Annotated in this window: 19 protein-coding genes; 10 read left to right on the plus strand and 9 right to left on the minus strand. The window is 71.5% G+C overall.

Features of this window, described 5'->3' with window-relative positions; all coding sequences use genetic code 11:
* Position 1: 1 nt before the first annotated feature.
* A complete protein-coding gene (locus tag ACFUJ1_RS15710; protein WP_378646054.1) occupies positions 2-2239 on the minus strand; it encodes a 3'-5' exonuclease in 2238 nt (745 codons plus the stop codon).
* Between the two features lie 76 nt (positions 2240-2315).
* Positions 2316-3794, minus strand: a complete 1479-nt coding sequence (locus tag ACFUJ1_RS15715; RefSeq protein WP_378646056.1) for a TerD family protein — start codon at positions 3792-3794, stop codon at positions 2316-2318.
* 225 nt (positions 3795-4019) lie between these two features.
* Between ACFUJ1_RS15715 and ACFUJ1_RS15720 the strand changes: the two genes are divergently transcribed.
* The 3 genes from ACFUJ1_RS15720 (at position 4020) to ACFUJ1_RS15730 (ending at position 7081) form a co-directional block, all read left to right on the plus strand.
* Positions 4020-5222 (plus strand): argininosuccinate synthase, encoded by a 1203-nt coding sequence (locus tag ACFUJ1_RS15720; RefSeq protein WP_378646058.1) that lies wholly within the window; start codon positions 4020-4022, stop codon positions 5220-5222.
* The gene (gene argH, locus ACFUJ1_RS15725; RefSeq protein WP_378646060.1) at positions 5219-6625 is read left to right on the plus strand and encodes an argininosuccinate lyase; all 1407 of its coding nucleotides are present in this window, start codon (positions 5219-5221) and stop codon (positions 6623-6625) included. Before ACFUJ1_RS15720 ends, argH begins: the two co-directional genes overlap by 4 nt.
* 123 nt (positions 6626-6748) lie before the next feature.
* A complete protein-coding gene (locus ACFUJ1_RS15730; protein ID WP_378646062.1) occupies positions 6749-7081 on the plus strand; it encodes a hypothetical protein in 333 nt (110 codons plus the stop codon).
* A gap of 79 nt (positions 7082-7160) precedes the next feature.
* Here ACFUJ1_RS15730 and ACFUJ1_RS15735 read toward each other — a convergent pair whose 3' ends face one another.
* Positions 7161-7511, minus strand: coding sequence for a hypothetical protein (locus ACFUJ1_RS15735; protein ID WP_378646064.1), 351 nt, complete (start codon positions 7509-7511; stop codon positions 7161-7163).
* Between the two features lie 192 nt (positions 7512-7703).
* On the minus strand, positions 7704-8252 hold the full coding sequence (gene idi / locus ACFUJ1_RS15740) for an isopentenyl-diphosphate Delta-isomerase (protein ID WP_378646065.1): 549 nt from the start codon (positions 8250-8252) through the stop codon (positions 7704-7706).
* Positions 8253-8454: 202 nt separating this feature from the next.
* Here idi and ACFUJ1_RS15745 point away from each other — a divergent pair, with 202 nt between their 5' ends.
* The gene (locus ACFUJ1_RS15745; protein ID WP_378646115.1) at positions 8455-11355 is read left to right on the plus strand and encodes an AMP-binding protein; all 2901 of its coding nucleotides are present in this window, start codon (positions 8455-8457) and stop codon (positions 11353-11355) included.
* 52 nt (positions 11356-11407) lie between these two features.
* Positions 11408-12007, plus strand: a complete 600-nt coding sequence (locus ACFUJ1_RS15750; protein ID WP_378646067.1) for a class I SAM-dependent methyltransferase — start codon at positions 11408-11410, stop codon at positions 12005-12007.
* Between the two features lie 73 nt (positions 12008-12080).
* Here the strand turns inward: ACFUJ1_RS15750 and rffA are convergent, their stop codons facing one another.
* Both rffA and ACFUJ1_RS15760 read right to left on the minus strand, forming a co-directional pair.
* Positions 12081-13220, minus strand: coding sequence for a dTDP-4-amino-4,6-dideoxygalactose transaminase (rffA, locus tag ACFUJ1_RS15755; RefSeq protein WP_378646069.1), 1140 nt, complete (start codon positions 13218-13220; stop codon positions 12081-12083).
* Positions 13210-14301, minus strand: a complete 1092-nt coding sequence (locus ACFUJ1_RS15760; RefSeq protein WP_378646071.1) for a glycosyltransferase — start codon at positions 14299-14301, stop codon at positions 13210-13212. Before ACFUJ1_RS15760 ends, rffA begins: the two co-directional genes overlap by 11 nt.
* A gap of 202 nt (positions 14302-14503) precedes the next feature.
* On the opposite strand from ACFUJ1_RS15760, the gene ACFUJ1_RS15765 reads away from it, so the two are divergent.
* Genes ACFUJ1_RS15765 through ACFUJ1_RS15775 form a run of 3 tightly spaced genes read left to right on the plus strand, consistent with a single transcriptional unit; the run spans position 14504 to position 17536 of the window.
* Positions 14504-16699 (plus strand): hypothetical protein, encoded by a 2196-nt coding sequence (locus ACFUJ1_RS15765; RefSeq protein ID WP_378646117.1) that lies wholly within the window; start codon positions 14504-14506, stop codon positions 16697-16699.
* Positions 16696-17310, plus strand: a complete 615-nt coding sequence (locus tag ACFUJ1_RS15770; protein ID WP_378646073.1) for a GtrA family protein — start codon at positions 16696-16698, stop codon at positions 17308-17310. Before ACFUJ1_RS15765 ends, ACFUJ1_RS15770 begins: the two co-directional genes overlap by 4 nt.
* Positions 17311-17314: 4 nt before the next feature.
* Positions 17315-17536, plus strand: coding sequence for a Trm112 family protein (locus ACFUJ1_RS15775; protein ID WP_378646075.1), 222 nt, complete (start codon positions 17315-17317; stop codon positions 17534-17536).
* Between the two features lie 2 nt (positions 17537-17538).
* On the opposite strand, the gene ACFUJ1_RS15780 is transcribed toward ACFUJ1_RS15775, so the two are convergent.
* The 3 genes from ACFUJ1_RS15780 to ACFUJ1_RS15790 are packed head-to-tail and all read right to left on the minus strand — an operon-like array spanning position 17539 to position 19624.
* Positions 17539-18141, minus strand: coding sequence for a TetR family transcriptional regulator (locus tag ACFUJ1_RS15780; RefSeq protein WP_378646077.1), 603 nt, complete (start codon positions 18139-18141; stop codon positions 17539-17541).
* Positions 18138-18899, minus strand: coding sequence for an ABC transporter permease (locus ACFUJ1_RS15785; protein ID WP_378646079.1), 762 nt, complete (start codon positions 18897-18899; stop codon positions 18138-18140). The genes ACFUJ1_RS15780 and ACFUJ1_RS15785 overlap by 4 nt, the downstream gene beginning before the upstream one ends.
* Positions 18896-19624 (minus strand): ABC transporter ATP-binding protein, encoded by a 729-nt coding sequence (locus tag ACFUJ1_RS15790; RefSeq protein ID WP_378646081.1) that lies wholly within the window; start codon positions 19622-19624, stop codon positions 18896-18898. The genes ACFUJ1_RS15785 and ACFUJ1_RS15790 overlap by 4 nt, the downstream gene beginning before the upstream one ends.
* 37 nt (positions 19625-19661) lie before the next feature.
* Here ACFUJ1_RS15790 and ACFUJ1_RS15795 point away from each other — a divergent pair, with 37 nt between their 5' ends.
* Complete coding sequence (locus ACFUJ1_RS15795; protein WP_378646119.1) at positions 19662-20309, plus strand: DNA-3-methyladenine glycosylase; 648 nt, start codon at positions 19662-19664, stop codon at positions 20307-20309.
* A gap of 54 nt (positions 20310-20363) precedes the next feature.
* Positions 20364-21656, plus strand: coding sequence for a tyrosine--tRNA ligase (tyrS, locus tag ACFUJ1_RS15800; RefSeq protein WP_378646083.1), 1293 nt, complete (start codon positions 20364-20366; stop codon positions 21654-21656).
* The last annotated feature ends 360 nt before the right edge of the window (positions 21657-22016 follow it).

The following is a 22016-nucleotide window of genomic DNA, read 5'->3' on the forward strand; positions in this document are numbered from 1 at the left end:
GTCAGCGCAGCAGCTCCGAGCGCACGCCGTACCAGGTGACGACCAGCTCGTCCCTGGCGCGGCTCGCCGCCACATAGAGCAGCGAACGTTCCCGCTGCCTGGCGTCGGCCTGCTCCTCCTCGGGCACCTGCCCGGCGACCTTGGCGGGCACGTGCTCGCTGTCGATCCCGGCAAGGACGACACAGCGAAACTCCATGCCCTTGCCCCGGTGCATCGTCAGCACCTGAATCGCGTCGTCCGTGGCGGGCTCCTTGTCCAGCGCCATCGCGGGGATGCCGCGCCGCCGGAGCTCGGCGACGAACTCGTCGCGGTCGTTCGCACCGCGGGTGAGGATCGCGACATCGCCGGGCCGCACCTCGCGCTCGCCGAGCCATCGCTGCACGCTCGCGGTCACCGCGTCGTACTGCTCACCCGGAGAGGCACATTCGATCATCCGGGGCTCGGGGCCGAGCCGAGCCGAGGTGTACCCCGCCGTCGTCTCGGCGGCTTCCTCCAGGTCCGTGTAGTTCGCGCCCGCCAGGATGTTCACCGCGAACTGCAGGTTCTGCGCGGTGGTCCGGTAGTTCAGGGTCAGCCGGCTGGACCGGCCGCGGATATTGATGCCGAGGCGGTTGAGTACCACCGGCTGACCGTAGATCCGCTGGTGGGAGTCCTCGGCGATGAACAGGTCGTCCGGCCCCTCGGGGGCGAGCGCGCGCAGCAGCCGCCAGTGTGTGGCGTGCAGATCCTGCGCTTCGTCCACGATCACGTGATCGGCCTGGTACCGGTTCTCGGCCTCGGCCTGCACCCGCAGCACGGCGGCCGCGACGGCCAGCGCCTCGGGGTAGCTCAGGCTGCCACCGACGCGATTCAGCTTCCGGTACTCCTCGAAGACCCGCCAGACAGCGGTGCGCTGGGCGCGCGACAACCGGATGCCGCGGCCCGCCCTCGGCACCCGTGCGTACCCCTCCAGCGTGGTGATCTCGTTGCCGAGCACCACTGCGAGGTACTCCGGCGCGAGGAACGAGCTGTTCCGCAGCCGCGGATCGAGATCGACGCCCGCTGCCCGGACGGCTGCGGCCCAGCCTCGGTCGTCACCGGTGCGGTTGCGGCGCCTGGCACCCGCTCCGGCGCCGAGTACCTGCTCCGCCGCGCTCTGGTAATGATGGTCGGCTGCCCTGGTCAGAACGGCGTGGGCGAGGCTGTCCAGCCCGGCCACGTGCACGCCGGGCGCACCCGGCCGGTCGGCGATCGGGAGTGTCGGGTCGAGCGCGCGCAGGTCGGCTTCCATGGTCATGGCGAGTGTCCGATTGAACGTGGTCAGGACGATTCGCGCGCCGGGGTCACGATCGGCCAGGTAGCGGGCCCGGTGCAGCGCCACGACCGTCTTCCCGGTGCCGGCGCCGCCGGAGAGGCGGAACGCACCGCGATTGCTCTTCTCCACGTACCGCCGCTGATTCGGATGCAGGAAGGTGCGCCACGCCTTGAAGTCGCCGTCCTCGATCACCCGGCGCAGTTCGGCATTGTCGTCGACGAGGGTGAACTGCATCTTGGTCGCCGGATGTTCGAGCGCGGCTATGATCTGCTCGTTCTCGTCGAGGCCCGGGTCGACCGGCTGCTCGGTGAAGCCGAGCGCGTCGCGGATGTCCTCGATCGCGCGGCCCACCGCCAGTTCGAGCAGCGCGTTCTGCTGCCAGGCGACCTCGGTTGTCTGGGCCGCCGACAGGACGGCATCCTGGTCCGGCGCTGCCAGCGCACGCTCGGCGAGTTCCGGGTCGAGACCGAGTCGATCCGTCAGATCGGCTGCGGTGAAGCCGATGTGGCTCAGGTAGCCGACCGTGGGCCGCGTCGCCAGCCGGGCCAGCGCCCCGGTCGGATCGGGAACCACCGTGCGCTTCTTGCGATCACCGCGGCCGTCCAGCTCACCGACGATGCCCTCGAGCACCCCGTTCACCGGGTTCACCCGCAGGATCGATTTCTCCGCGAGCTGATTCGCCTCATCGTGCTTCCAGGTGCCGAGGTAGATGTACGTGGTCTCGACCGACTTGCCGTCGATCCGGAACATGATCGCCCGATAGTTCAGATCGACTCGCCCGGTGCGGACCCGCGCGTCCACCGCGCCCCTGATCGGCTCGATGTGCAGCCCGGGCAATGTGTCGTCGGCACGCACCTTCTCGAAGAAGTCGTAGACCTTGTTCTTGATCGAGCCGTCGAGCTTCGGCATCGACTTGTTATTGGTCGCCAGCACCACCAGCGCCATGCGCGCCACTCCCTCGCTCGGTCACCCCCGCGTCCCGGCCGTTCTCGGCATGCGGTCGCTGTTCGTTCAGAGCATCCTAGGGTGCCTGCCGTGCCGGAGGCAGTGGTGCGAGGTGGGGACGCATGGCGGTCAGGTCGTAGTCGAGGGGATCGCGCAGTGGCGGCCGCAGCGGCGGCACCGTGATGGGTGGCCCGTCCAATACTGCGGGGCTCGCCTCGTTCGCCTTCACCGCATCGATCCGTACCTTGGCCGCGACCGAGGAGCCGGTGATCTCGCCCCAGCAGGCGGTGAGCAGCCCGCGCGCCTCCAGGTGCTGGATCATCGGGAGGAACCGCTGGCTCGTCTGCGGAGTCAGCTGACCGACCCGCAGGCCGTCGACGCGCACCTCGACATGCGGCTTCGCCCGGCTGCCGGGCGCCGCGTTCTCGTGCAGGGTGACGAACAGCAGCCCGATGCCACCGACCGGGACGAACCGGGCCAGCGCGCCGAAGTGCTCGTGCTCCTTGGTCACCTGCACGATCCGCGAGCGCGGCAGTAGGGTGTAGGGGGCGTCCGGCGGTTCGTTGACGGGAATCGCGAGCACCGGCTCCTCCAAGCCGATACGCACATCCGCGTCGACCTGGGTCCCGCCCTCCCAGTCGTCGTACTCGTGCAGCCGGATGGTGCTCGATGTGGTGGGGAACAGCCCCGACGCCACGATGCGCCGGAGCGGCGACGCCCAGGTCTGCGCGTCGCCCGGCTTCAGATATCCGATCGTCCGCCCTTCGGCGCGCACCGACACACCGAACGGGCCGCGCGGGCCGTCGGGTTCGGGGACCAGCCGGACCACGGGGGAGAGGTCGCCGTACCGCCCGGAGCGCTCCGACGGGTACAGGCTGCGGATCGCGGGCAGGAATTCCTTCTCGATCGCCAGGTGGTAGCTCTGCCAGCTCCGGTTCTGCCCCCAGAGCCAGTAGACCGGGTCGACTGTGCGCGCGGTGTCCGGAAGTGCCACATCGGGGGAGGAGACCTCCGGCGCGATGTCGTCGTCGGCCACCGAGACGCCGAAATCGGTGGCCAGCCCGGCCAGCCCGGAATCCCAGCCCTGCCCCACCGCCCGCACCTTCCAGGTGTCGTCCCTGCGGTAGATCTCCCCGAACAGGAATGCGGACTCCGTGGTCGCGTCGGCGGTGGCGAAGGTGGCCAGCGGCTCGCCGCGCTCGCCGAGAATCGTCAGCGAGAGCTGGCCGAGCGCGCCGAAGGTGCCGGTGTCGACGCTGCCGACCAGCGCGATGGTCCGGACGTCGGCGGGAACGTCCGCGAGCCCGATGTCGATCAGCGCCTGATCCGCCGGCCCGCCCGCACCCGCCCGGAACCGCACCGAGCCGTCGGCCGAGTGCGGCTGGTTGTAGAAGACGAAGTCGGCATCGGACCTGACTTTCTGATCACCTCCGAGCAGGAGCGCGGAGGCATCCACCTCGACACCGGCGGCACCCCACCCGATGACCGCGACGACGCGCTGCGCGCCCGCGGGGATGACGAGGTTCTGTCCACGCTGCAGGATCGGAGACGTCACAGCGGAGACCATACTTGCTCGCCAATTGCTCTGCGCGGGAATGGTCTTGCGATGGTACGCCGGTACCGGATCGTGGCACCCCGGTCTCCGATCGCGGTCGGCGCACGGCTGGCGCAGTACTCTTCCCCGAACACCCCACCCCCGCCGATGAATGAGATTGCAGACTCATGCATAATCATTTGTAGAGGCCACCCCACCACACAGAAACCTAGGAGCACACACACCATGTCCGATCGCGTCGTACTCGCCTACTCCGGTGGCTTGGACACCTCCGTCGCCATCAGCTGGATCGGCAAGGAGACCGGCGCCGAGGTCGTTGCCGTCGCCATCGACCTGGGCCAGGGCGGCGAGGACATGAACGTGGTGCGCCAGCGTGCGCTGGATTGCGGCGCGGTCGAGGCGATCGTGGTGGACGCGCGGGACGAGTTCGCGAACGACTACTGCCTGCCGACGGTGCAGGCGAACGCGCTGTACCAGGGTAAGTACCCGCTGGTGTCGGCGATCAGCCGGCCGCTGATCGTGAAGCACCTGGTGGAGGCGGCCAAGTTCCACGGGGCGTCGACGGTGGCGCACGGGTGCACCGGCAAGGGGAACGACCAGGTGCGGTTCGAGGTGGGGATCGGGGCGCTGGCGCCGGATCTGAACGTCATCGCGCCGGTCCGCGACTACGCCTGGACCAGGGAGAAGGCGATCGCCTTCGCCGAGGAGAACAAGCTGCCGATCAGCGTCACCAAGAAGTCGCCGTTCTCGATCGACCAGAATGTGTGGGGCCGCGCGGTCGAGACCGGGTTCCTGGAGGACCTGTGGAACGCGCCGACCAAGGACGTCTACGACTACACCGCCGACCCGACGGTGAACTTCGAGGCGCCGGACGAGCTCATCGTCAGCTTCGACAAGGGTGTTCCGGTGGCGATCGACGGGCGCCCGGTCTCGGTGCTCGAAGCCATCGTCGAGCTGAACAAGCGGGCGGGGCGGCAGGGCGTGGGCCGGCTGGACATGGTCGAGGACCGGCTGGTCGGCATCAAGAGCCGGGAGATCTACGAAGCGCCGGGCGCCATCGCGCTGATCACGGCGCACCAGGAACTCGAGGCCGTGACGGTCGAGCGGGAGCTGGGGCGGTACAAGCGGCAGGTGGAGCAGCGCTGGAGCGAGCTGGTCTACGACGGCCTGTGGTACTCGCCGCTCAAGCGCGCGCTGGACGCCTTCGTCGCGGAGACCCAGGAGCACGTCTCCGGTGACATCCGGATGGTGCTGCACGGCGGCAACGTCGTGGTCAACGGCAGGCGCAGCGAGCAGTCGCTGTACGACTTCAACCTGGCCACCTACGACGAGGGCGACACCTTCGACCAGTCGCTGGCCAAGGGCTTCGTGCAGATCCACGGCCTCTCCTCGAAGGTCGCCGCGCGGCGCGACCTGAACCAGAAGTGAGCGGCGGCACCAATACCGGCGCGCTCTGGGGCGGCCGGTTCGCCGACGGCCCGGCCGCGGCCATGGCCGCGCTGAGCAAGTCCACGCACTTCGACTGGGTGCTGGCCCCGTACGACGTCCGGGCGTCGAAGGCGCACGCCAGGGTGCTGCACAAGGCCGGGCTGCTCTCCGCGCCCGATCTGGCGGCCATGCTCGCGGGGCTGGACGGGCTGGACGCCGACGTGGCGTCCGGTGCCTTCGGCTGGGCGGAGTCGGACGAGGACGTGCACGGCGCGCTGGAGCGCGGGCTGATCGAGCGGGTCGGGGCGGAGCTGGGCGGCAGGCTCCGCGCGGGGCGCTCACGGAACGACCAGGTCGCGACGCTCTTCCGGATGTGGCTGCGGGACGCCGCCCGCCGGGTCGAGGCCGGGCTGCTCGACGTGGTCGACGCGCTGGTCGCGCAGGCCGAGGCGCACCCGGACGTGGTGATGCCGGGCAAGACGCACCTGCAGGCGGCGCAGCCGGTGCTGCTCGCGCACCACCTGCTCGCGCACGCGCACCCGCTGCTCCGCGACATCGGCCGGCTGCGCGACTTCGACCGGCGGGCGGCGATCTCGCCGTACGGGTCGGGCGCGCTGGCGGGCTCCTCGCTCGGGCTCGACCCGGAGGCCATCGCGGCCGACCTGGACTTCCACGCGGCGGCGGCGAACTCGATCGACGCCACCTCGGCCCGCGACTTCGCGGCGGAGGCGGCCTTCGTGCTCGCCATGATCGGCGTCGACCTGAGCCGGATGGCGGAGGAGATCGTCGTCTGGAGCACGCCGGAGTTCGGCTACATCACGCTGGCCGACGCCTGGTCCACCGGGTCGTCGATCATGCCGCAGAAGAAGAACCCGGACGTCTCCGAGCTCACCCGCGGCAAGGCGGGACGGCTGATCGGCAACCTCACCGGGCTGCTCGCCACGCTCAAGGCGCAGCCGCTCGCCTACAACCGGGACCTGCAGGAGGACAAGGAGCCGCTCTTCGACTCGGTGGCCCAGCTGGAGCTGCTGCTTCCCGCCATCGCGGGGCTGGTCGGCACGCTCACCTTCCACCCGGAGCGGCTGGCGGCGCTGGCCCCGGCCGGGTTCACGCTGGCCACCGATATCGCGGAATGGCTGGTGCGGCAGGGTGTTCCGTTCCGGGTCGCGCACGAGGCGGCCGGTGCGTGCGTGCGGGTGGCCGAGGCGCGCGGGGTCGGGCTGGACGAGCTCACCGACGCGGAGTTCGCCGCGGTGGATCCGGCGCTCACCCCCGCGGTGCGCGAGGTGCTCACGGTGGCGGGGTCCATCGCGTCCCGAGACGCGCGGGGCGGTACCGCGGGTGTGCGGGTGGCGGACCAGCTCGCCGAGGTGAAGGCGGAGGTCGCGCGGCTGCGCGGATAGGTCGCGGCGCGCCCGCGAAAGCCGCTGTCAGGACCTGTTTCTTGTCGGACCCTCCCGGTAGAATCGACAGTGTGTTCGAGCGCGAGTCCGTGCGTTCGACACCATCAGGGATGGGAGGGCCCCGTGACCGAATCCGCCACCGCCCGCATCGGAAGCGTCACCGAACTCCGCAGCGCGGGCCACCGCTACCGGCGGCCCGCGTCGGAGCCGCTCACGCCGTACACGCCGCTGTCCAGGCGCCCGCTGCCCGCGGGTAAGCCGCGGCACTGGTACATCACGCACAACCGCAGGCTCAAGGCGATGCGCCTGGCCATCGCGCTGCTCGACTCCGGAACCTACCTGCCGACCCAGGCGGGCAACGAGAAGATCCGGCGCACCGCCGAGCAGGTCGGCATCCGGCCGCCGTCGGACGCCACCTGCCGGATGGTGCGCACCATGCTGCGCTACAGCCGGTAGCCGGAGACGACGCCGGCCGGGTGCGCTCAGCGCTACCCGGCCGGTATCCCGCGGGCCCGTCTGCCCGACGGGCGAGTTATCAGGCCGCCACGGCGGCGGTCAGCTTGTCCAGCTCGGCCTCGGGGTCGGCCACGTCGACCACGAGCCGCGTGTACTCGCCACCGGCCAGGTCGATCCGGATGGCGCGGCCGGTGAAGGTGGTGTCCCAGAACTCCTTGCGGCCCCTGCCCCGGTAGGTGCCCGCGGCGATCACGCCGGGGAAGAAGGTGCCCGGCGCGCGCACCCACGGCGGGCGCAGATCCACCTCGGCGGGGGTGATGGCCTCGATATCCGCGACGTCGAGGGTGAGCTGCCCGCGCAGCGCCAGGATGCGGTGTCCGCCGAGCACGTTCAGCGTCACCGTCGAATCGTCCAGCTCCAGCTCGACCATCGGTAGACCTCCCGGTTGCGTCCCGCGCGATCAGGGGTGATCGCCGGTCGAGTACCACTCTGGCCGGGGCTGCTGGCCTCGGGCTGAGGTCAGCCTGTGAAATCCCCAAGTCTTTCGATCGTCGATACCGTGATATGCGCATCCGACGATGTCGATCGAGCCGAACCCGCGCCGGGGAAGGCCGCAGGGAGGTCAGCCGAGGGCGACGTCGAGGACGCCGGTGAGCCAGGGGGTGAAGTCGCCGGGACGGGTGCGCAGCTCGGCGCGGAGCTCGCCGGGGGCGACCCAGCGCACCTCGGCGACCTCGGCGGGGTCGGGGCGCGGCACCTCGTGTGCCAGCGTTCCGGTGAGCACGTGGTCCCACTCGTGCTCGACCCGGCCGGTGCGCTCGTCGTCGGCGCGGTAGCTGTAGACGCCGCGCTCGGTGAGCCCGGTGGTCAGCCCGAGCTCCTCGATCAGCCGGACCGTCGCGGCGGCGACCACCGGCTCGCCCGGCGCCGGGTGGCCGCAGCAGGCATTGGCCCAGAGCAGCGGGAACCTGGTCTTGACCGCGGCCCGGCGCTGCAGCAGCACCCGGCCGTCGGAGTCGAAGAGCACCACCGAGAAGGCGCGGTGCAGCCGCCCCGGCTGCCTGTGCGCCTCCAGCACGGGGCAGGCGCCGACCGCGTGGCCGGTCTCGTCCACGAGCTCGACGGGCAGGGCCTCGCGGTCGGTGGCCGGCTGCTGTGCGATGTCGGTCATTTCTCCAGCCTATCGGCGAACGCGGATCACAGCCCGGCCGCACCTGGGCGATGCCGTCGTAGTGCCGGGACATAATGGGTACGCGATGTGCGAAGCTCGACGAGGCACGTCGGATGCGTGTGAGAGCGGTCACGGTGAGGTACGGCCAGGAGCGATCGTGAATTTCGGTGTGCAGGGAATCGCCGGTTCGGTGCAGCGTCTGATGGCGACGGCACAGAACGGGCTCGAGGTGATCCGCTTCGGCGGGCTGACGCACGATGTGGAGTCGTCGCCCTTCGAGGTGGTCGAGCGCAGACGCATGTACCGGCTCAGGCACTACTTCCCGGACGAGGTCGCGGACGGCCGCCCGGTGGCGCTGCTGGTGCCGCCGCTCATGGTCAACGCCGACATCTGGGACGTGGGCGCCGAGGACGGCGCGGTCGGCATCCTGAACCGCGGCGGCGTCGACTGCTGGGTGGTCGACTTCGGCTCGCCGGCCACCGAGGAGGGCGGCTGGCAGCGCGACCTGGCCGACCACATCCTGGCGATCAGCAGCGCCATCGACACCGTCACCGAGGCCACCGGCAGCGACGTGCACCTGATGGGGTACTCGCAGGGCGGCATGTTCGCCTATCAGACCACCGCCTACCGCTACGGCAAGGGCGTCGAGAGCATCGTGACCTTCGGCAGCCCGGTCGACATCGTCAACGGCATGCCGTTCGGGCTGCCCTACGGCATGGTCTCCGAGGCCGCCGACTTCGTCGCCGACCACGTGCTGAACCGGCTGCCGATCACCGACTCCATGGTGCGGATCGGCTTCCAGCTGCTCGACCCGGTGAAGACCGCCAAGTCGCGGATCGACTTCCTGCGCCAGCTGCACGACCGCGAGGCGCTGCTGCCGAAGGAGCGGCAGCGCCGCTTCCTGAACAGCGAGGGCTGGGTCGGCTACGCCGGGCCCGCCGCGGCCGACCTGCTCAAGCAGTTCGTGGCGCATAACCGGATGATGTCCGGCGGCTTCGTGATCCGCGACCACCCGGTCTCGCTGGCCGAGCTCCGCTGCCCGATCCTCGCCTTCGTCGGCGAGGTGGACGACATCGGCCAGCCCGGCGCGGTGCGCGGCATCGTGCGCGCGGCCCCGCACGCCGACGTCTACGAGGCGACGCTGCTGGCCGGGCACTTCGGCCTGGTCGCAGGCTCGACGGCGAGCAACCGCACCTGGCCGCTGGTGCGGCAGTGGATCGACTGGCTCGACCGCGACCGCACGCTGCCGCCGGAGATCACGCCGATGTCGGAGTACGTCGCGCCGAACACCCCGCGCTCGGCCGCGGCCCGCGCCATCCACACCGCCGGTTCGCTGGTGGAGGCGGGCACCGGGCTCGGCAAGGCGCTGGAGAACCTGGCGTCGGGGGCGATGAAGGGCTCGGTGGAGCTGGTCGGCGAGGCCGCGCGGGCGCTGCCCCGGCTCACCCGGCTCGGCACCATCCAGCCGCACACCAGGATCTCGCTGGGCAGGCTGCTCGCCGAGCAGGCGAACCGGGCGCCGAACCGCGACCTCTTCCTCTTCGACGACCGGGTGCACACCAACGAGGCGGTGAACGCCAGGATCGACAATGTGGTCCGCGGGCTGATCTCGGCGGGCGTGCGCCCGGCGAACCGGGTCGGCGTGATCATGGAGACCAGGCCGAGCGCGCTGGCCACCGTCGCCGCGATCTCCCGGCTCGGCGCGGTGGCGGTGCTGCTCGCGCCGGGCAGCGAGCTGAAGCGGGCGCTCGAGGTCACCGGCGTGCGCACCCTGGTGAGCGATCCGGAGAACCTGCGCCAGGCCGCCGCCACCGGGGCCCGCGTGCTCGTCCTCGGCGGCGGCGCCGACCGCGAGCTGGACATCCCGGCCGGCGGCGACGTCACCGACCTGGAGCAGATCGACCCGGCCGCCGTCCCGCTGCCCGGCTGGTACACGCCGGACCCGGGGTTGGCCCGCGAGGTGGCCTTCGTGCTGGTGATCGGCACCGGCGACCGGCTGGAGACGAAGTACATCACCAACCACCGCTGGGCGCTCTCCGCCTTCGGCACCGCGACCTCGGCCGACCTGGACCGCGGGGACACGGTGTACTGCCTGGCGCCGCTGCACCACTCGTCCGGGCTGCTGGTCAGCCTCGGCGGCGCCATCGCGGGCGGCAGCCGGATCGCGCTGGCCCGCTCGCTGGACCCGCACCGGTTCGGCGAGGAGGTGCACCGCTACGGCGTCACGGTGGTCACCTACACCTGGACCATGATGCGCGACATCCTGGACGCCGAGGTGTTCCCGAAGGGGCATCGGCACCCGATCCGGCTCTTCATCGGCTCCGGCATGCCCGCCGGGCTGTGGCGGCGCACGGTCGAGCAGTTCGAGCCGGCCCGGGTGCTGGAGTTCTACGCCTCGATCGAGGGCGAGGTGGTGCTCGCCAACGTCAGCGGCGTCAAGCACGGCTGCAAGGGCAGGCCGGTGCCGGGCACGGCCAGGGTCGAGCTGGTCGCCTACGACCCGATCGCCGAGGAGGTGCTGGTCGACGACTCCGGCTACGCACGGCGCTGCGCGGACAACGAGGTCGGGCTGCTCATCGGCAAGGCAGCGGACAGCGTCGACCTCTCCACCGGCGGGCTGCGCGGGGTCTTCGCGCGCGGCGACTCCTGGATGCCGACCGAGAACCTGTTCCGCCGCGATTCCGACGGCGACTACTGGCTCATGGACCGCCGCGACACGGTGATCAACGGCAAGCGCGGCCCGGTCTACTCGCAGCCCATCGTCGACGTGCTGAACGACATCGGCGCGGTGGACATGGAGGTCGCCTACGGCCTGCCGGACGGCGGGCACTGCCTGGCGGTGGCGGCGGTGAGCGTGCGCGACGGGCACCGGCTGGAGCCGAAGGACGTCAGCGAGGCGCTGCGCGCGCTCGACCCGGACCAGCGCCCCGACATCGTGCACGTGGTTCCGGAGATCCCGCGCAGCGCCACCTTCCGGCCGTCCACGCGGGCGGTCCGGGAGACCATGCCGCCCGGGCCGGGGCCGGACACCTGGTACTACGACCGGGAGTCGGAGACCTACGAGGTGCTCACCGAGGCGGAGGCGGGGCGGCTGCCCGGCTGATGGCGAAACCCGGCGTGCGCGAGCGGATCCGGGGATGGCATAGTCGGGGCCCGTGAGCACCAGCCTCATCTACCGCAACGGCATGGTCTACGGCGTTCTGATGCGCGCCCTGTACGGGCGGCACTACCCGGACCGGTTCCGTGCCGTCGCGGCGGAGATCCCGCACGGCGCCTCGGTGCTCGACCTGTGCTGTGGCCCGTCCACGCTCTACACCCGGTACCTGCGCGACCGGGAGGTGGATTACCACGGGCTCGACCTGAACGAGCGCTTCGTCGCCGACGTCCGGAAGGCAGGCGGCCGGGCCGACGTCTGGAATCTGGGCGACGGCGCACCGCTGCCCGCCGCCGACGTGGTGCTCATGCACGCCAGCCTCTACCACTTCCTGCCCGACGCGTCGCCGGTGGTCGACCGCATGCTCGCCGCCGCCCGCGACCGGGTGGTGCTCGCCGAGCCGGTGCGCAACATGGCGAGCAGCGACAACAGGCTGCTGGCCGCGCTCGGCAAGCGCTATACCGATGCGGGTGACGGCGCCCAGGCGAACCGCTACACCGAGGAGACCTTCGACGCGCTCCTCGGCCGGTACGCCGACCGCGTCACCAAGGCGACGCTGATCGCGGGCGGCCGCGAGAAGCTGTACGTCCTCGAGCCGTAGCGCGCGGCGGCCGAAGCCGCGGCGGCGAGCCGCACCGGAGCCCGGCTCGTCCGGCCGGGCGGGCGCAACCCCGTCAGACGGTGAACGCGGTGACCGCGTCGATCACCCGCTCGACCTGCTCGTCGGTGAGATCCGGCCAGAGCGGCAGCCGCAGCACCGTCGCGGAGAACTCGGCGCTGTGCGCGCACGGCACCGGCGTGCGGCCGAGCTTGAGCCCGGCCGGGCTGGAGTCCAGCGGCACGTAGTGGAACGGCGCGGAGACGCCGAGCCCGGCGAGGTGCCGGATCAGGTCGTCGCGCAGCTGCTCGGAGGGGGCCCGCAGGTAGTAGAGGTGCGCGGTGTGCGCCCGGTCCTCCGGCACCGTCATGAGCCGGATGTCGTTGCGCCGCGCCCACTCCGGCAGCGCGGTGGCGTAGGCGTGCCACACCCGGTGCCTGCCGGTCTGGATCAGGTCGAACTCGTCGAGCTGGGCGTCGAGCACGGCGGCGTTCAGCTCGCTCGGCAGGTAGCTGGAGCCGATGTCCTGCCAGGAGTACTTGTCCACCGCGCCGCGCAGGAACCGGGCCCGGTCGGTGCCCTTCTCCCGGATGATCTCGGCGCGCGCCATCAGGATCTCGTCCCGGAGCAGCAGCGCGCCGCCCTCGCCGCAGTGCACGTTCTTGGTGTCGTGGAAGCTCAGCGTGCCGAGCGTGCCGAGGGTGCCGAGCGGCCTGCCGCGCCAGCGCCCGCCGAGTCCGTGCGCGTTGTCCTCGACCACCGCGAAGCCGTGCGCGGCCGCGAGCTCGAGCAGCCCCGCCATGTCCGCCGCGACGCCGCCGTAGTGGATGACGACGACGGCCTTGGTACGCGGGGTGACCACCCGCGCGACCGCGGCCGGGTCGAGGTTGCCGGTCGCCGGATCGATGTCGGCGAAGACGCAGGTGGCCCCGCGCAGCGCCATCGAGGTCGCGGTGGAGGTGAAGGCGAAGCTGGGGACGATCACCTCGTCGTCCGGGCCCAGCTCGAGCAGGAGCCCGGCCATCTCCAGCGCCGAGGTGCAGGAGGTGGTGAGCAGCGCGTGCGGCGCCTCGGTGATCGCCTTCAGCTTGGCGGTGGCCGCCGCGGTGAAGGGCCCGTCGCCGTGGCTGTGGTCGGAGCCGAGCACCGCCTCCAGGTTGGCGAGTTCGCGCTGCGCGCGGTGCGGGCGGCTGAAAAGGATGCGCTCAGTGCTCAACCTGCTCGACCTCCCTGGTCGTGATGGTCTCCCCGGCACGGTCGAGCCGGGGGATGGGCGAGCGCACGGTCAGGTACAGCGGTTTGCCGACCAGGATGTGCAGCGCGACCCCGAGGTACTCGGCGATCAGCCCGAGCGAGAAGAGCGTCGCCCCTGAGCACAGCAGCACCACAACGATCATCGACGCCCAGCCCTCCGGCGCCCAGTCCTCGGTGGTCATCGCCTCCCAGACCACGACGCCCGCGACGACCACACCGGCCAGCGCCAGCGTCACCCCGAGCAGGCTGACCAGCCGCAGCCCGCGGGTTCCGCTGCACAGCACCATCTTCCAGAACAGCGAGAAGAGCCTGCGGTAGTTGTAGCCGGAGTCCTCGCGGCCCTCGGCGCGCAGCGTCACCGGCACCTGCGCCACCGCGCCGACCACCCAGGAGAGCGCGACGTCCAGGTAGGCGCCGTTGGAGGCGACGTCGGCGAGGCTGCGGCCGATGTCGCCGCGGATCAGCCGGAAGCTCTCGAACCGGGTGGAGTCGGGGAAGGCGAAGAGCGTGGCGAGCACCAGCTTGGCGCCGCGCGAGGTCAGGTTGCGCAGGAAGCCGTGCGGACGGGTGTTGCTCGGCTTGGAATAGACCAGGTCGGCGCGCTCGCCGAGCGCCGCGTCCAGGAAGGCGGGGACGAAGGCCGGATCGTGCTGGCCGTCCTCGTCCATGGTGACGATCCAGTCGCCGCGCGCCGCGGCCATGCCTGCGATGGTGGCGGCGTCCTGCCCGTAGTTGCGGCTCAGCCAGATCGGGCGGACCTGCGGGTAGCGCCGCTCCAGCTCCTGCAGCACCACGTCGGAGCGGTCCGGGCCGTGGTCGTGCACCAGCAGGATCTCGTCGACGACGAAGAGCGCGCCGCCGGGGGTGGTGTCCGCCGCGGCGAGCCGGTCCAGCTCCGCGACCAGCGCCTCGATGGTGTCCTCACCCCGGTAGACCGGGACGACCACGGAGATCGAGTGCGGCCGGTCGACGCCGGGCCGGGCGAGCTCGCCGTGCGGCACGGCGTCGACCGGACGGGGGGAACGAGCGGAGGGAATCGGCATCAGCTGGATCGACTTTCGACAACGGTGCGTGCCGGCAACTCCCCGGTGGGGGAGGCGGACCCGAGACGTCCGGAACTCTAACACGGTGCGGTAACGGTCCCCGCGCCCGTGCGGGCCCCCTTCGGGCGGTTGCCGCGCCACCGGCGCACGGTAGGGTCTGGAACTCGTGACCGACAGTGCAGTACCGGAGTCGCGCCGGAATGTGTACCGGTGGGGCCTCGTCACCATCCTCGGTGTGATCGCGGGCTATGCCGCCGTCCTGCTGGCCAATGCCAGGCATTACTACACCGACGACACCGAATCGCAGTACACCGCGCTCTGGGTCGGGCTCGGCCGTTCGCTGCGGGACGGCGTCTTCCCGGTGATGGTGCCCGAGCAGTGGATGGCCGGGAACAACACCATGGACGACGCGGGGCTCTTCAACCCGCCGCAGCTGCTGATCGACCTGGTCGCGCCCTCGATCGACAACGTCGCGGTGTACGCCACCGTGGTGAAGCTGGTCTTCGCCATCATCGCCGCGCTCGGCGTCTACCGGATCGCGCTGGTCTACGGCGCGCGGCCGGTGTGGTCCGCGGTGGCGGGCGTCGCCTTCCCGCTCTCCGGCTTCTTCCTCTTCTTCGACCAGGCCAGCTGGATGACGGCGCTCACCGGCACCGCCTGGCTGGTGCACGCCTGGGCCTCGTCGGTGCGCTACACCCGCGGCCTCGGCGGCCCGATCCCGGTCTTCGTCTTCCTCTACCTGACGATCACCACGCAGTACATCTTCCCCGCGGTCGAGGCGGTGCTCATGCTGGCCGCGGTCGCCGTCGGCGAGCTGGTCTACCAGCGGCGCTGGCAGCCGATCGCCCGGCTCACCGCGGTCGCCGCCTGCGCCGGGCTGGCCGGGCTGATCGCCTTCCTGCCGAGCATGCTCTCGGCCAAGGTCACCTGGCGCGGCACCGCGCAGATCATCAACGACCAGTTCCTCACCGTGCCCTGGTCGGAGTCGCTGAACGCCAGCCTGCCGAGCGCGCTGCCCGCCTTCACCTCCTGGTGGAGCTACGTGCACCCGATGCCGGTCACCTACATCGCCTGGTTCCTGATCCCCGCACTGGCCTTCATCGACTGGACCAGGGCGCGCGGCGCCTGGCGCGAGCTCACCGCGGTGGCGCTCTTCGCGATCATGATGCTCATGTGGACCGCCGGCCCCGGCTCGGTGGGGCCGCTGCGCTGGCCGGTCCGGGTGCTGCCGATGCTCGCCATCGGGCTGCTCGTGCTGGTCTGCGTGCTGATCGGCCGCTTCGGCACGGTCCGCGAGTGGCGGCCGCGCGCGATCGCCGCCGCCGTGCTGGTCCTCGCGCTGCTGGTGCGCTCGTTCTCCGCCGACCCGGCGCGGGTGGTCTGGCACCTGCTCGCCGCCGCCGCGCTGCTCGCGCTCGGCGCGGGCGTGGTGTACCTGGGCCGCACCCGCGGTACCGCCTTCGCCGGTGCGCTGACCCTGCTCGCCATGTTCCCCATCGCCTACTTCCAGGTGGACGCGGCGCAGCCGACGCCGATGGCGTGGAACCTGCCGGCGCACCGCTCGGACGCGCAGAAATCCTTCCCCGACTTCCCCGGCACCACCCTGCAGCTCGGTGACCGCGGCCTGCTGCAACCGCAGGACAAGAGCGTCGACGGCGCCTACGGCTCGCTGGTGTTCGGCAATTACGCCCGCGCCGTCGAGCTCGACTACGTCAACGGCTACACCCCGAGCGGCCACTTCTACTTCGGCGAGCTGCTCTGCATGCGCTGGGACGGCAGCGTCTGCCCGGACGCCTACAGCCGCATGTTCGCGCCCGAGCCGAGCACCGGCCGCCCCCTGGTCGACCTGATGAACGTCGACCGGGTCACCCTGCAGAAGGCGCTCTTCCCCGACGCCGGGCTGAACCCGGCGCCCGAGGGCTGGAAGTGGGTCGACTACCCGGGCAATGCCCGCTACATCTGGGTGCTGGAGCGGGAGAACGGCCTGATCTCCACCGTGAACGGCCGGATCTCGAACAGCGCGGGGGTCACCGCGACCTCGCTCGGCGAGACCGACACCACCAGCCGGGTCCGGGTCAGCTCGGCCTACGGCGGCAAGGTGACCTTCGCCCGGCTCGGCTGGCCCGGGTATCGCGCGACCTTGAACGGCAGGGACATCCCGATCACGACGGTCGCGAAGTCGTTCATCGCGATCGACGTCCCCGCTGGCACCGAGAACGCCGAGCTGGAGCTGACCTGGCGCCCGCCGGGCTGGAAGATCGGCATCGGCACCGCCGTCGTCGGCCTGGCCGGGCTCGGCGTCCTGCAGTGGGGCTACCTCCGCTCCCGTCGCCGCGACGAGCCGGACGCCCCGGCCGACACCAACGCCGACCGCCCGCTGGCGGACGTCGCGCCGTGAGCACGCCCCCGCCGCCCGACCGTGCCGCGCTCGCCGGCCCGAGCGGCGCAGCACCCGGCACCGGAGCGGAGCCCGGCGGTGCGGCGGCCGGGGACTCGCGGGGTGCGGCGGGCGACACGACCCCGCCCGGCCCGCAGCACCCGGTCGCCCCGCTCGGCGGTCCGGCCGCCGTCGAGGTCGCCGCCGCGGAGCACCCCGAGCCCGGACTCCTGCTGCGCCTGGTGCGCCGCCAGGAGGTCGGCTTCGCGCTGATCGGCGGCTTCAACACCGTCTTCGGCATGGCGCTCACCCTGTTCTGGCTCTGGTTCCTGCCGGACTCCTGGCCCGCCGCGATCTCGGTGGTCTTCGCCTACGCCGTCGGCACCACCACGGCGTTCGCGCTGCACCGCACCCTGGTCTTCCGGGTGCGCGGCCGCATGCTGCGCGACTTCCTCGGCTTCGTCGCGGTGAACTCCGGCGGCCTGCTGCTGAACGTCGTCCTGCTCTCGCTCGCCGTCGACGTGCTTGCGCTGCCGGAGATCCCGTCCACCGTCGTGGTCATGGCGCTGGTGGCCGTGGCGAGCTTCTTCGGGCACCGGCACATCTCGTTCCGCCGGACCGAGGTAGGTTGACCCCATGCCGGAGCAGTACACCCTCGACCCGACCCTGCTGAGCCTGCTGGCCTGCCCGGAGGACAAGGGCCCGCTCCGGCTGGTGCGCACCGCCGACGGCGGCACCGTGCTCTACAACGAGCGGCTGGCCCGCGCCTACCCGATCGACGGCGGCATCCCGGTGCTGCTCGTCGACGAGGCGCTGCCGGTGAGCGCCGCCGAGGCGGCCGCCTTCACCGATGCCTGAGCTCAGCCCAGCTCACCGGTGAGGTAGCGCTGCACGGTCGGCCCGATCGCCGCCACCACCGCGTCCACCGGCATGGAGGCCAGCGGCTCCAGCTCGATCACCTTCCTGGCGATCAGCATGCCGAGCATCTGCGAGGCGACCAGCGCGACCCGCCCGCTGCCGTCGTCGGTGTCGGTGGCGATCCTGGCCCGCACCCGCTCCAGCGCCACCTCGATGAAGAAGCTGCGCGCCAGCCCCGGATCGGTACCGGCCACCATCGTGCGCAGCACCGCGACCGCCGCGCTGCCCAGCTCGGAATCCCACAGCGTCACCAGCGTGCGCACCATGGTCGCCCCGAGTTCGTCCAGCGGCGCCGCGCCGAACACCCGCATGACCACCTCGGGGTCGATCGGCAGCTCCACCACCGCGGCGAAGAGCTGCCGCTTGCTGCCGAAGTAGTGGTGCACCAGCGCCGGGTCCACCCCGGCGTCCCCGGCGACGGCCCGGATCGAGGTCCCGTCGAACCCGTTCGCACTGAATCGCTTCCCGGCCGCGTCCAGGATCGCCGCGCGCGCCCCCGAGTTGCCCGGACGCCGCCCGGAGCGGCCCTGCGCCTCGCCGCTCACGCCGTGCGGCGGCGGAGCGTCGCCGCACCCAGCCCGAGCGCGACCACCGCGAAGGCGGCGACGACCGCCAGATCCCGCCACATCTTCCCGGTCGGCTCCGGATGGATCGCCACCTCCTGCAGCGCGTCCACCGCGTAGCTGAGCGGCATGACATTGCTCACCGCCTCCAGCCAGCCGGGCAGCTGCCCGCGCGGAACCAGCAGCCCGCACAGGAAGATCTGCGGCGCCACCACCACCGGCATGAACTGCACCGCCTGGAACTCGGTGCGCGCGAAGGCGCTCGCCAGCAGCCCGAGCGCGACCCCGAGCACCGCGTCCAGCACCGCGATCAGCATCACCCAGCCCGGGTTGCCCGCCGCGTTCAGCCCGAGCAGCACGAACGCCACCAGGCAGGCCACCCCCGCCTGCGCCGCCGCGGCGAGCGAGAAGGCGGTGCCGTAGCCGCCGAGCAGGTCGAGTTTGCGCAGCGGCGTGGTGAGCAGCCGCTCCAGCGTGCCCGAGCTGCGTTCGCGCTGCATGGCGATGGCGGTGATCAGGAACATGACGATGAACGGCAGGATGCCGAGCATGCTGATCCCGACCCGGTCGAAGAGCGACGACTGCGCCTGCGGCGGGGTGGGAACGTCCTGGTAGACGAAGTACAGCAGCGCCATCAGCACCGCGGGCACCACCAGGATCATGGCGACGGTCCTGCGGTCGTTGCGCAACTGGCGCAGGATGCGGCCGGTGGTGGCCGTGTAGGGACGCAGTGTGCTCATGCGGTCACCCCGGTTGTGATCAGCGCCAGGAAGGCGGATTCCAGGTTCTGCTCGCCGGTGCGGGCGCGCAGCTCGGCGGGGGAGAGCTCGGCCAGCAACCTGCCCTCGCGCATCAGCAGCAGCCGGTCGCAGTGCTCGGCCTCGTCCATGACGTGGCTGGAGACCAGCAGCGTCGTCCCCGCCGCGGCCAGCGCCGCGAACTGCCGCCACAGCTCGACCCGCAGCACCGGATCAAGCCCGACGGTCGGCTCGTCCAGCACCAGCAGCTCCGGCTGCGCGACCAGCGCGCAGGCCAGCGAGACCCTGGTCTTCTGCCCGCCGGAGAGCGCGTCGCCGCGGTTGCCCGCGCGCTCCGCCAGCCCGACCGCCGCGATCGCCTCGTCCACCGCGGCGGCATCGCGCCCGTAGACCGCGGCGTAGTAGGCGACGTTCTCCCGGACGCTGATGTCGCTGTAGATGCTCGGCGCCTGGGTCACGTACCCCACCGCGGCCCGCAGCGCCGCCGACCCCGCGGGCCGCCCGAGCACGGTGACGCTGCCGCCCTGCACCAGCTGGGTGCCGACGATCGCGCGCATGAGCGTGGTCTTCCCGCAGCCGGACGGCCCGAGCAGCCCGGTGATCGAGCCGCGCGGAATCGTCAGCGCGATGTCGTGCAGCACCGGTTTGCCGCCGCGCCGCACATCCAGGCCGTCGATCCGGACGGCGGGTTCGGAGGAATTGGGCATCTCGCCTCTATTCATCGAGTGTTGAATTCACTGCGTGATGAATTTATGCCCGGATCAGGGTGCGGCACAACCGTTCGGCACAATCGACCCGGTGCAGGAACTCGTCACCGACCCGCCCACCGCCGCCCGCCGCCTGCTCGGCGCGACGCTTCGGTCCGGCCCGGTGGGGCTGCGGATCGTGGAGGTGGAGGCGTACGGCGGCGATCCGGCGGGCCCGTGGCCGGACCCGGCCTCGCACTCCGCGCGCGGCCGGACCGCGCGCAACGCCGTCATGTTCGGCCCGGCCGGCGCGCTGTACGTCTACCTCAGCTACGGAATGCACTTCTGTGCGAACGTCACCACCGGCCCCGACGGCACCGCAAGCGCCGCCCTGCTCCGCTCCGGCGAGGTGATCGCCGGGCTCGACATCGCCCGCTCCCGCCGCCCTGCCGCCCGCACCGACGCCGCGCTGGCCCGCGGGCCGGGCAATCTGGGCAGCGCGCTCGGGCTGAGCCTGGCCGACTACGGCACCGACCTCACCGACCCGGGCGCCGCGATCACCCTGGAACTCGGCCCCCCGCTCCCGGACGCGGCCGTCGCGGCGGGGCCGCGGGTCGGGGTGAGCCTGGCCGCCGACGTCCCGTGGCGCTTCTGGCTCCCCGATTCCGCCGCCGTCTCCGCCTATCGCCGCAGTCCGCGCGCGTAGCTCAGCACGGCCTCGGGGAACCCGCCCCCGTCCGGTGCGGCACAATCGGTCCACGTGAGCAGCGACATCATCGACGAACTGACCTGGCGCGGCCTGATCGCGCAGTCCACCGATCCGGATGCCATGCGCGCGGCCCTGGCCGACGCGCCGCTCTCGCTCTATGCCGGCTTCGACCCGACCGCCGCCAGCCTGCACGCGGGCCACCTCGTCCCGCTGCTCACCCTGCGCCGCTTCCAGCGCGCCGGGCACCGGCCCGTCGTCCTCGCGGGCGGTGCGACCGGGCTGATCGGCGACCCGCGCGACGTCGGCGAGCGCACCATGAACGCGGCCGACACCGTCGCCGAGTGGTCCGGGCGCATCCGCGCCCAGCTGGAGCGCTTCGTCGACCTCGACGATTCGCCCACCGGCGCCACCGTCGTGAACAACCTGGACTGGACCGGCTCGCTGTCGGTCGTCGACTTCCTGCGCGACATCGGCAAGCACTTCTCGGTGAACGTCATGCTGGCCAGGGACACCGTCAAGCGGCGGCTGGACACCGACGGCATCTCCTACGCCGAGTTCAGCTACATGCTGCTGCAGGCCAACGACTACCTGCAGCTGCGCCGCAGCCACGGCTGCCGGCTGCAGGTCGGCGGCTCGGACCAGTGGGGCAACATCATCGCGGGCGTCGAGCTGAACCGCCGGGTGGACGGCGAGCCGGTGCACGCGCTCACCGTCCCGCTGGTCACCTCGGCGGACGGCAAGAAGTTCGGCAAGTCGACCGGCGGCGGCAGCCTCTGGCTCGACCCCGAGCTGACCAGCCCCTACGCCTGGTACCAGTACTTCGTGAACACCGCCGACGCCGACGTCGTCCGATACCTGCGCTGGTTCACCTTCCTGAGCCGCGAGGAGCTGGACGAGCTGGAGACCGCCACCGCCGAGCGCCCGCACGCCAGGGAGGCGCAGCGCAGGCTCGCCGCCGAGATGACCACCCTGGTGCACGGCGAGGCCGAGACCCGCGGGGTGCAGCTGGCGAGCCAGGCCCTCTTCGGCCGCGCCGACCTGCGCGAGCTCGGCGAGCCGACGCTCGCCGCGGCGCTCCGGGAGGCCGCGGTGGACGGGACGGTCGCCGAGATCGACCCGAGCGGCGCGAACACCATCGTCGACCTGCTGGTGGCGTCCGGGCTGTCGGAGAGCAGGGGAGCGGCCCGCCGCGCCGTCAACGAGGGGGGCGCCGCGGTGAACAACGAGCGCGTCACCGATCTCGACTGGACCCCCGGCGACGGCGACTACCTGCACGGACAGTGGCTGGTGCTGCGCCGGGGCAAGCGCAACTTCGCCGGCGTGCGCCGGGCCGCCCGAGAATGATCTTGAAAGTGGCCCGGATCACAACGGTGTGATTCCGGGCCGCTGCCGGGATGCGGCCGCGCTGACCTGCGGTTTCGCGCCACTGACCAGGCGATTTGACGTTGCGTTTTCCGCCGCGTAACTTATTCCATGTCAGAGCGACACGGACACCGACCCGGGAGACCGGGACACGAGGTTGGACGGTTGAGCGCCTGACGGATTTGGATACCTGCTCTTGATGAGCTAAGCTGGTCCAACAGCCGCACGGAAATTCCGGAGAATATCCGGTTCGGATGTGTGTGCGTGTGTTCTTTGAGAACTCAATAGTGTGTCGATGAATGTCAGTGCCAAATTTTTTGGTTCTCGATTCTTGCACCCCCG

The organism is Nocardia sp. NPDC057227 (genome assembly GCF_042669725.1).
GTDB lineage: Bacteria > Actinomycetota > Actinomycetes > Mycobacteriales > Mycobacteriaceae > Nocardia > Nocardia asteroides_A.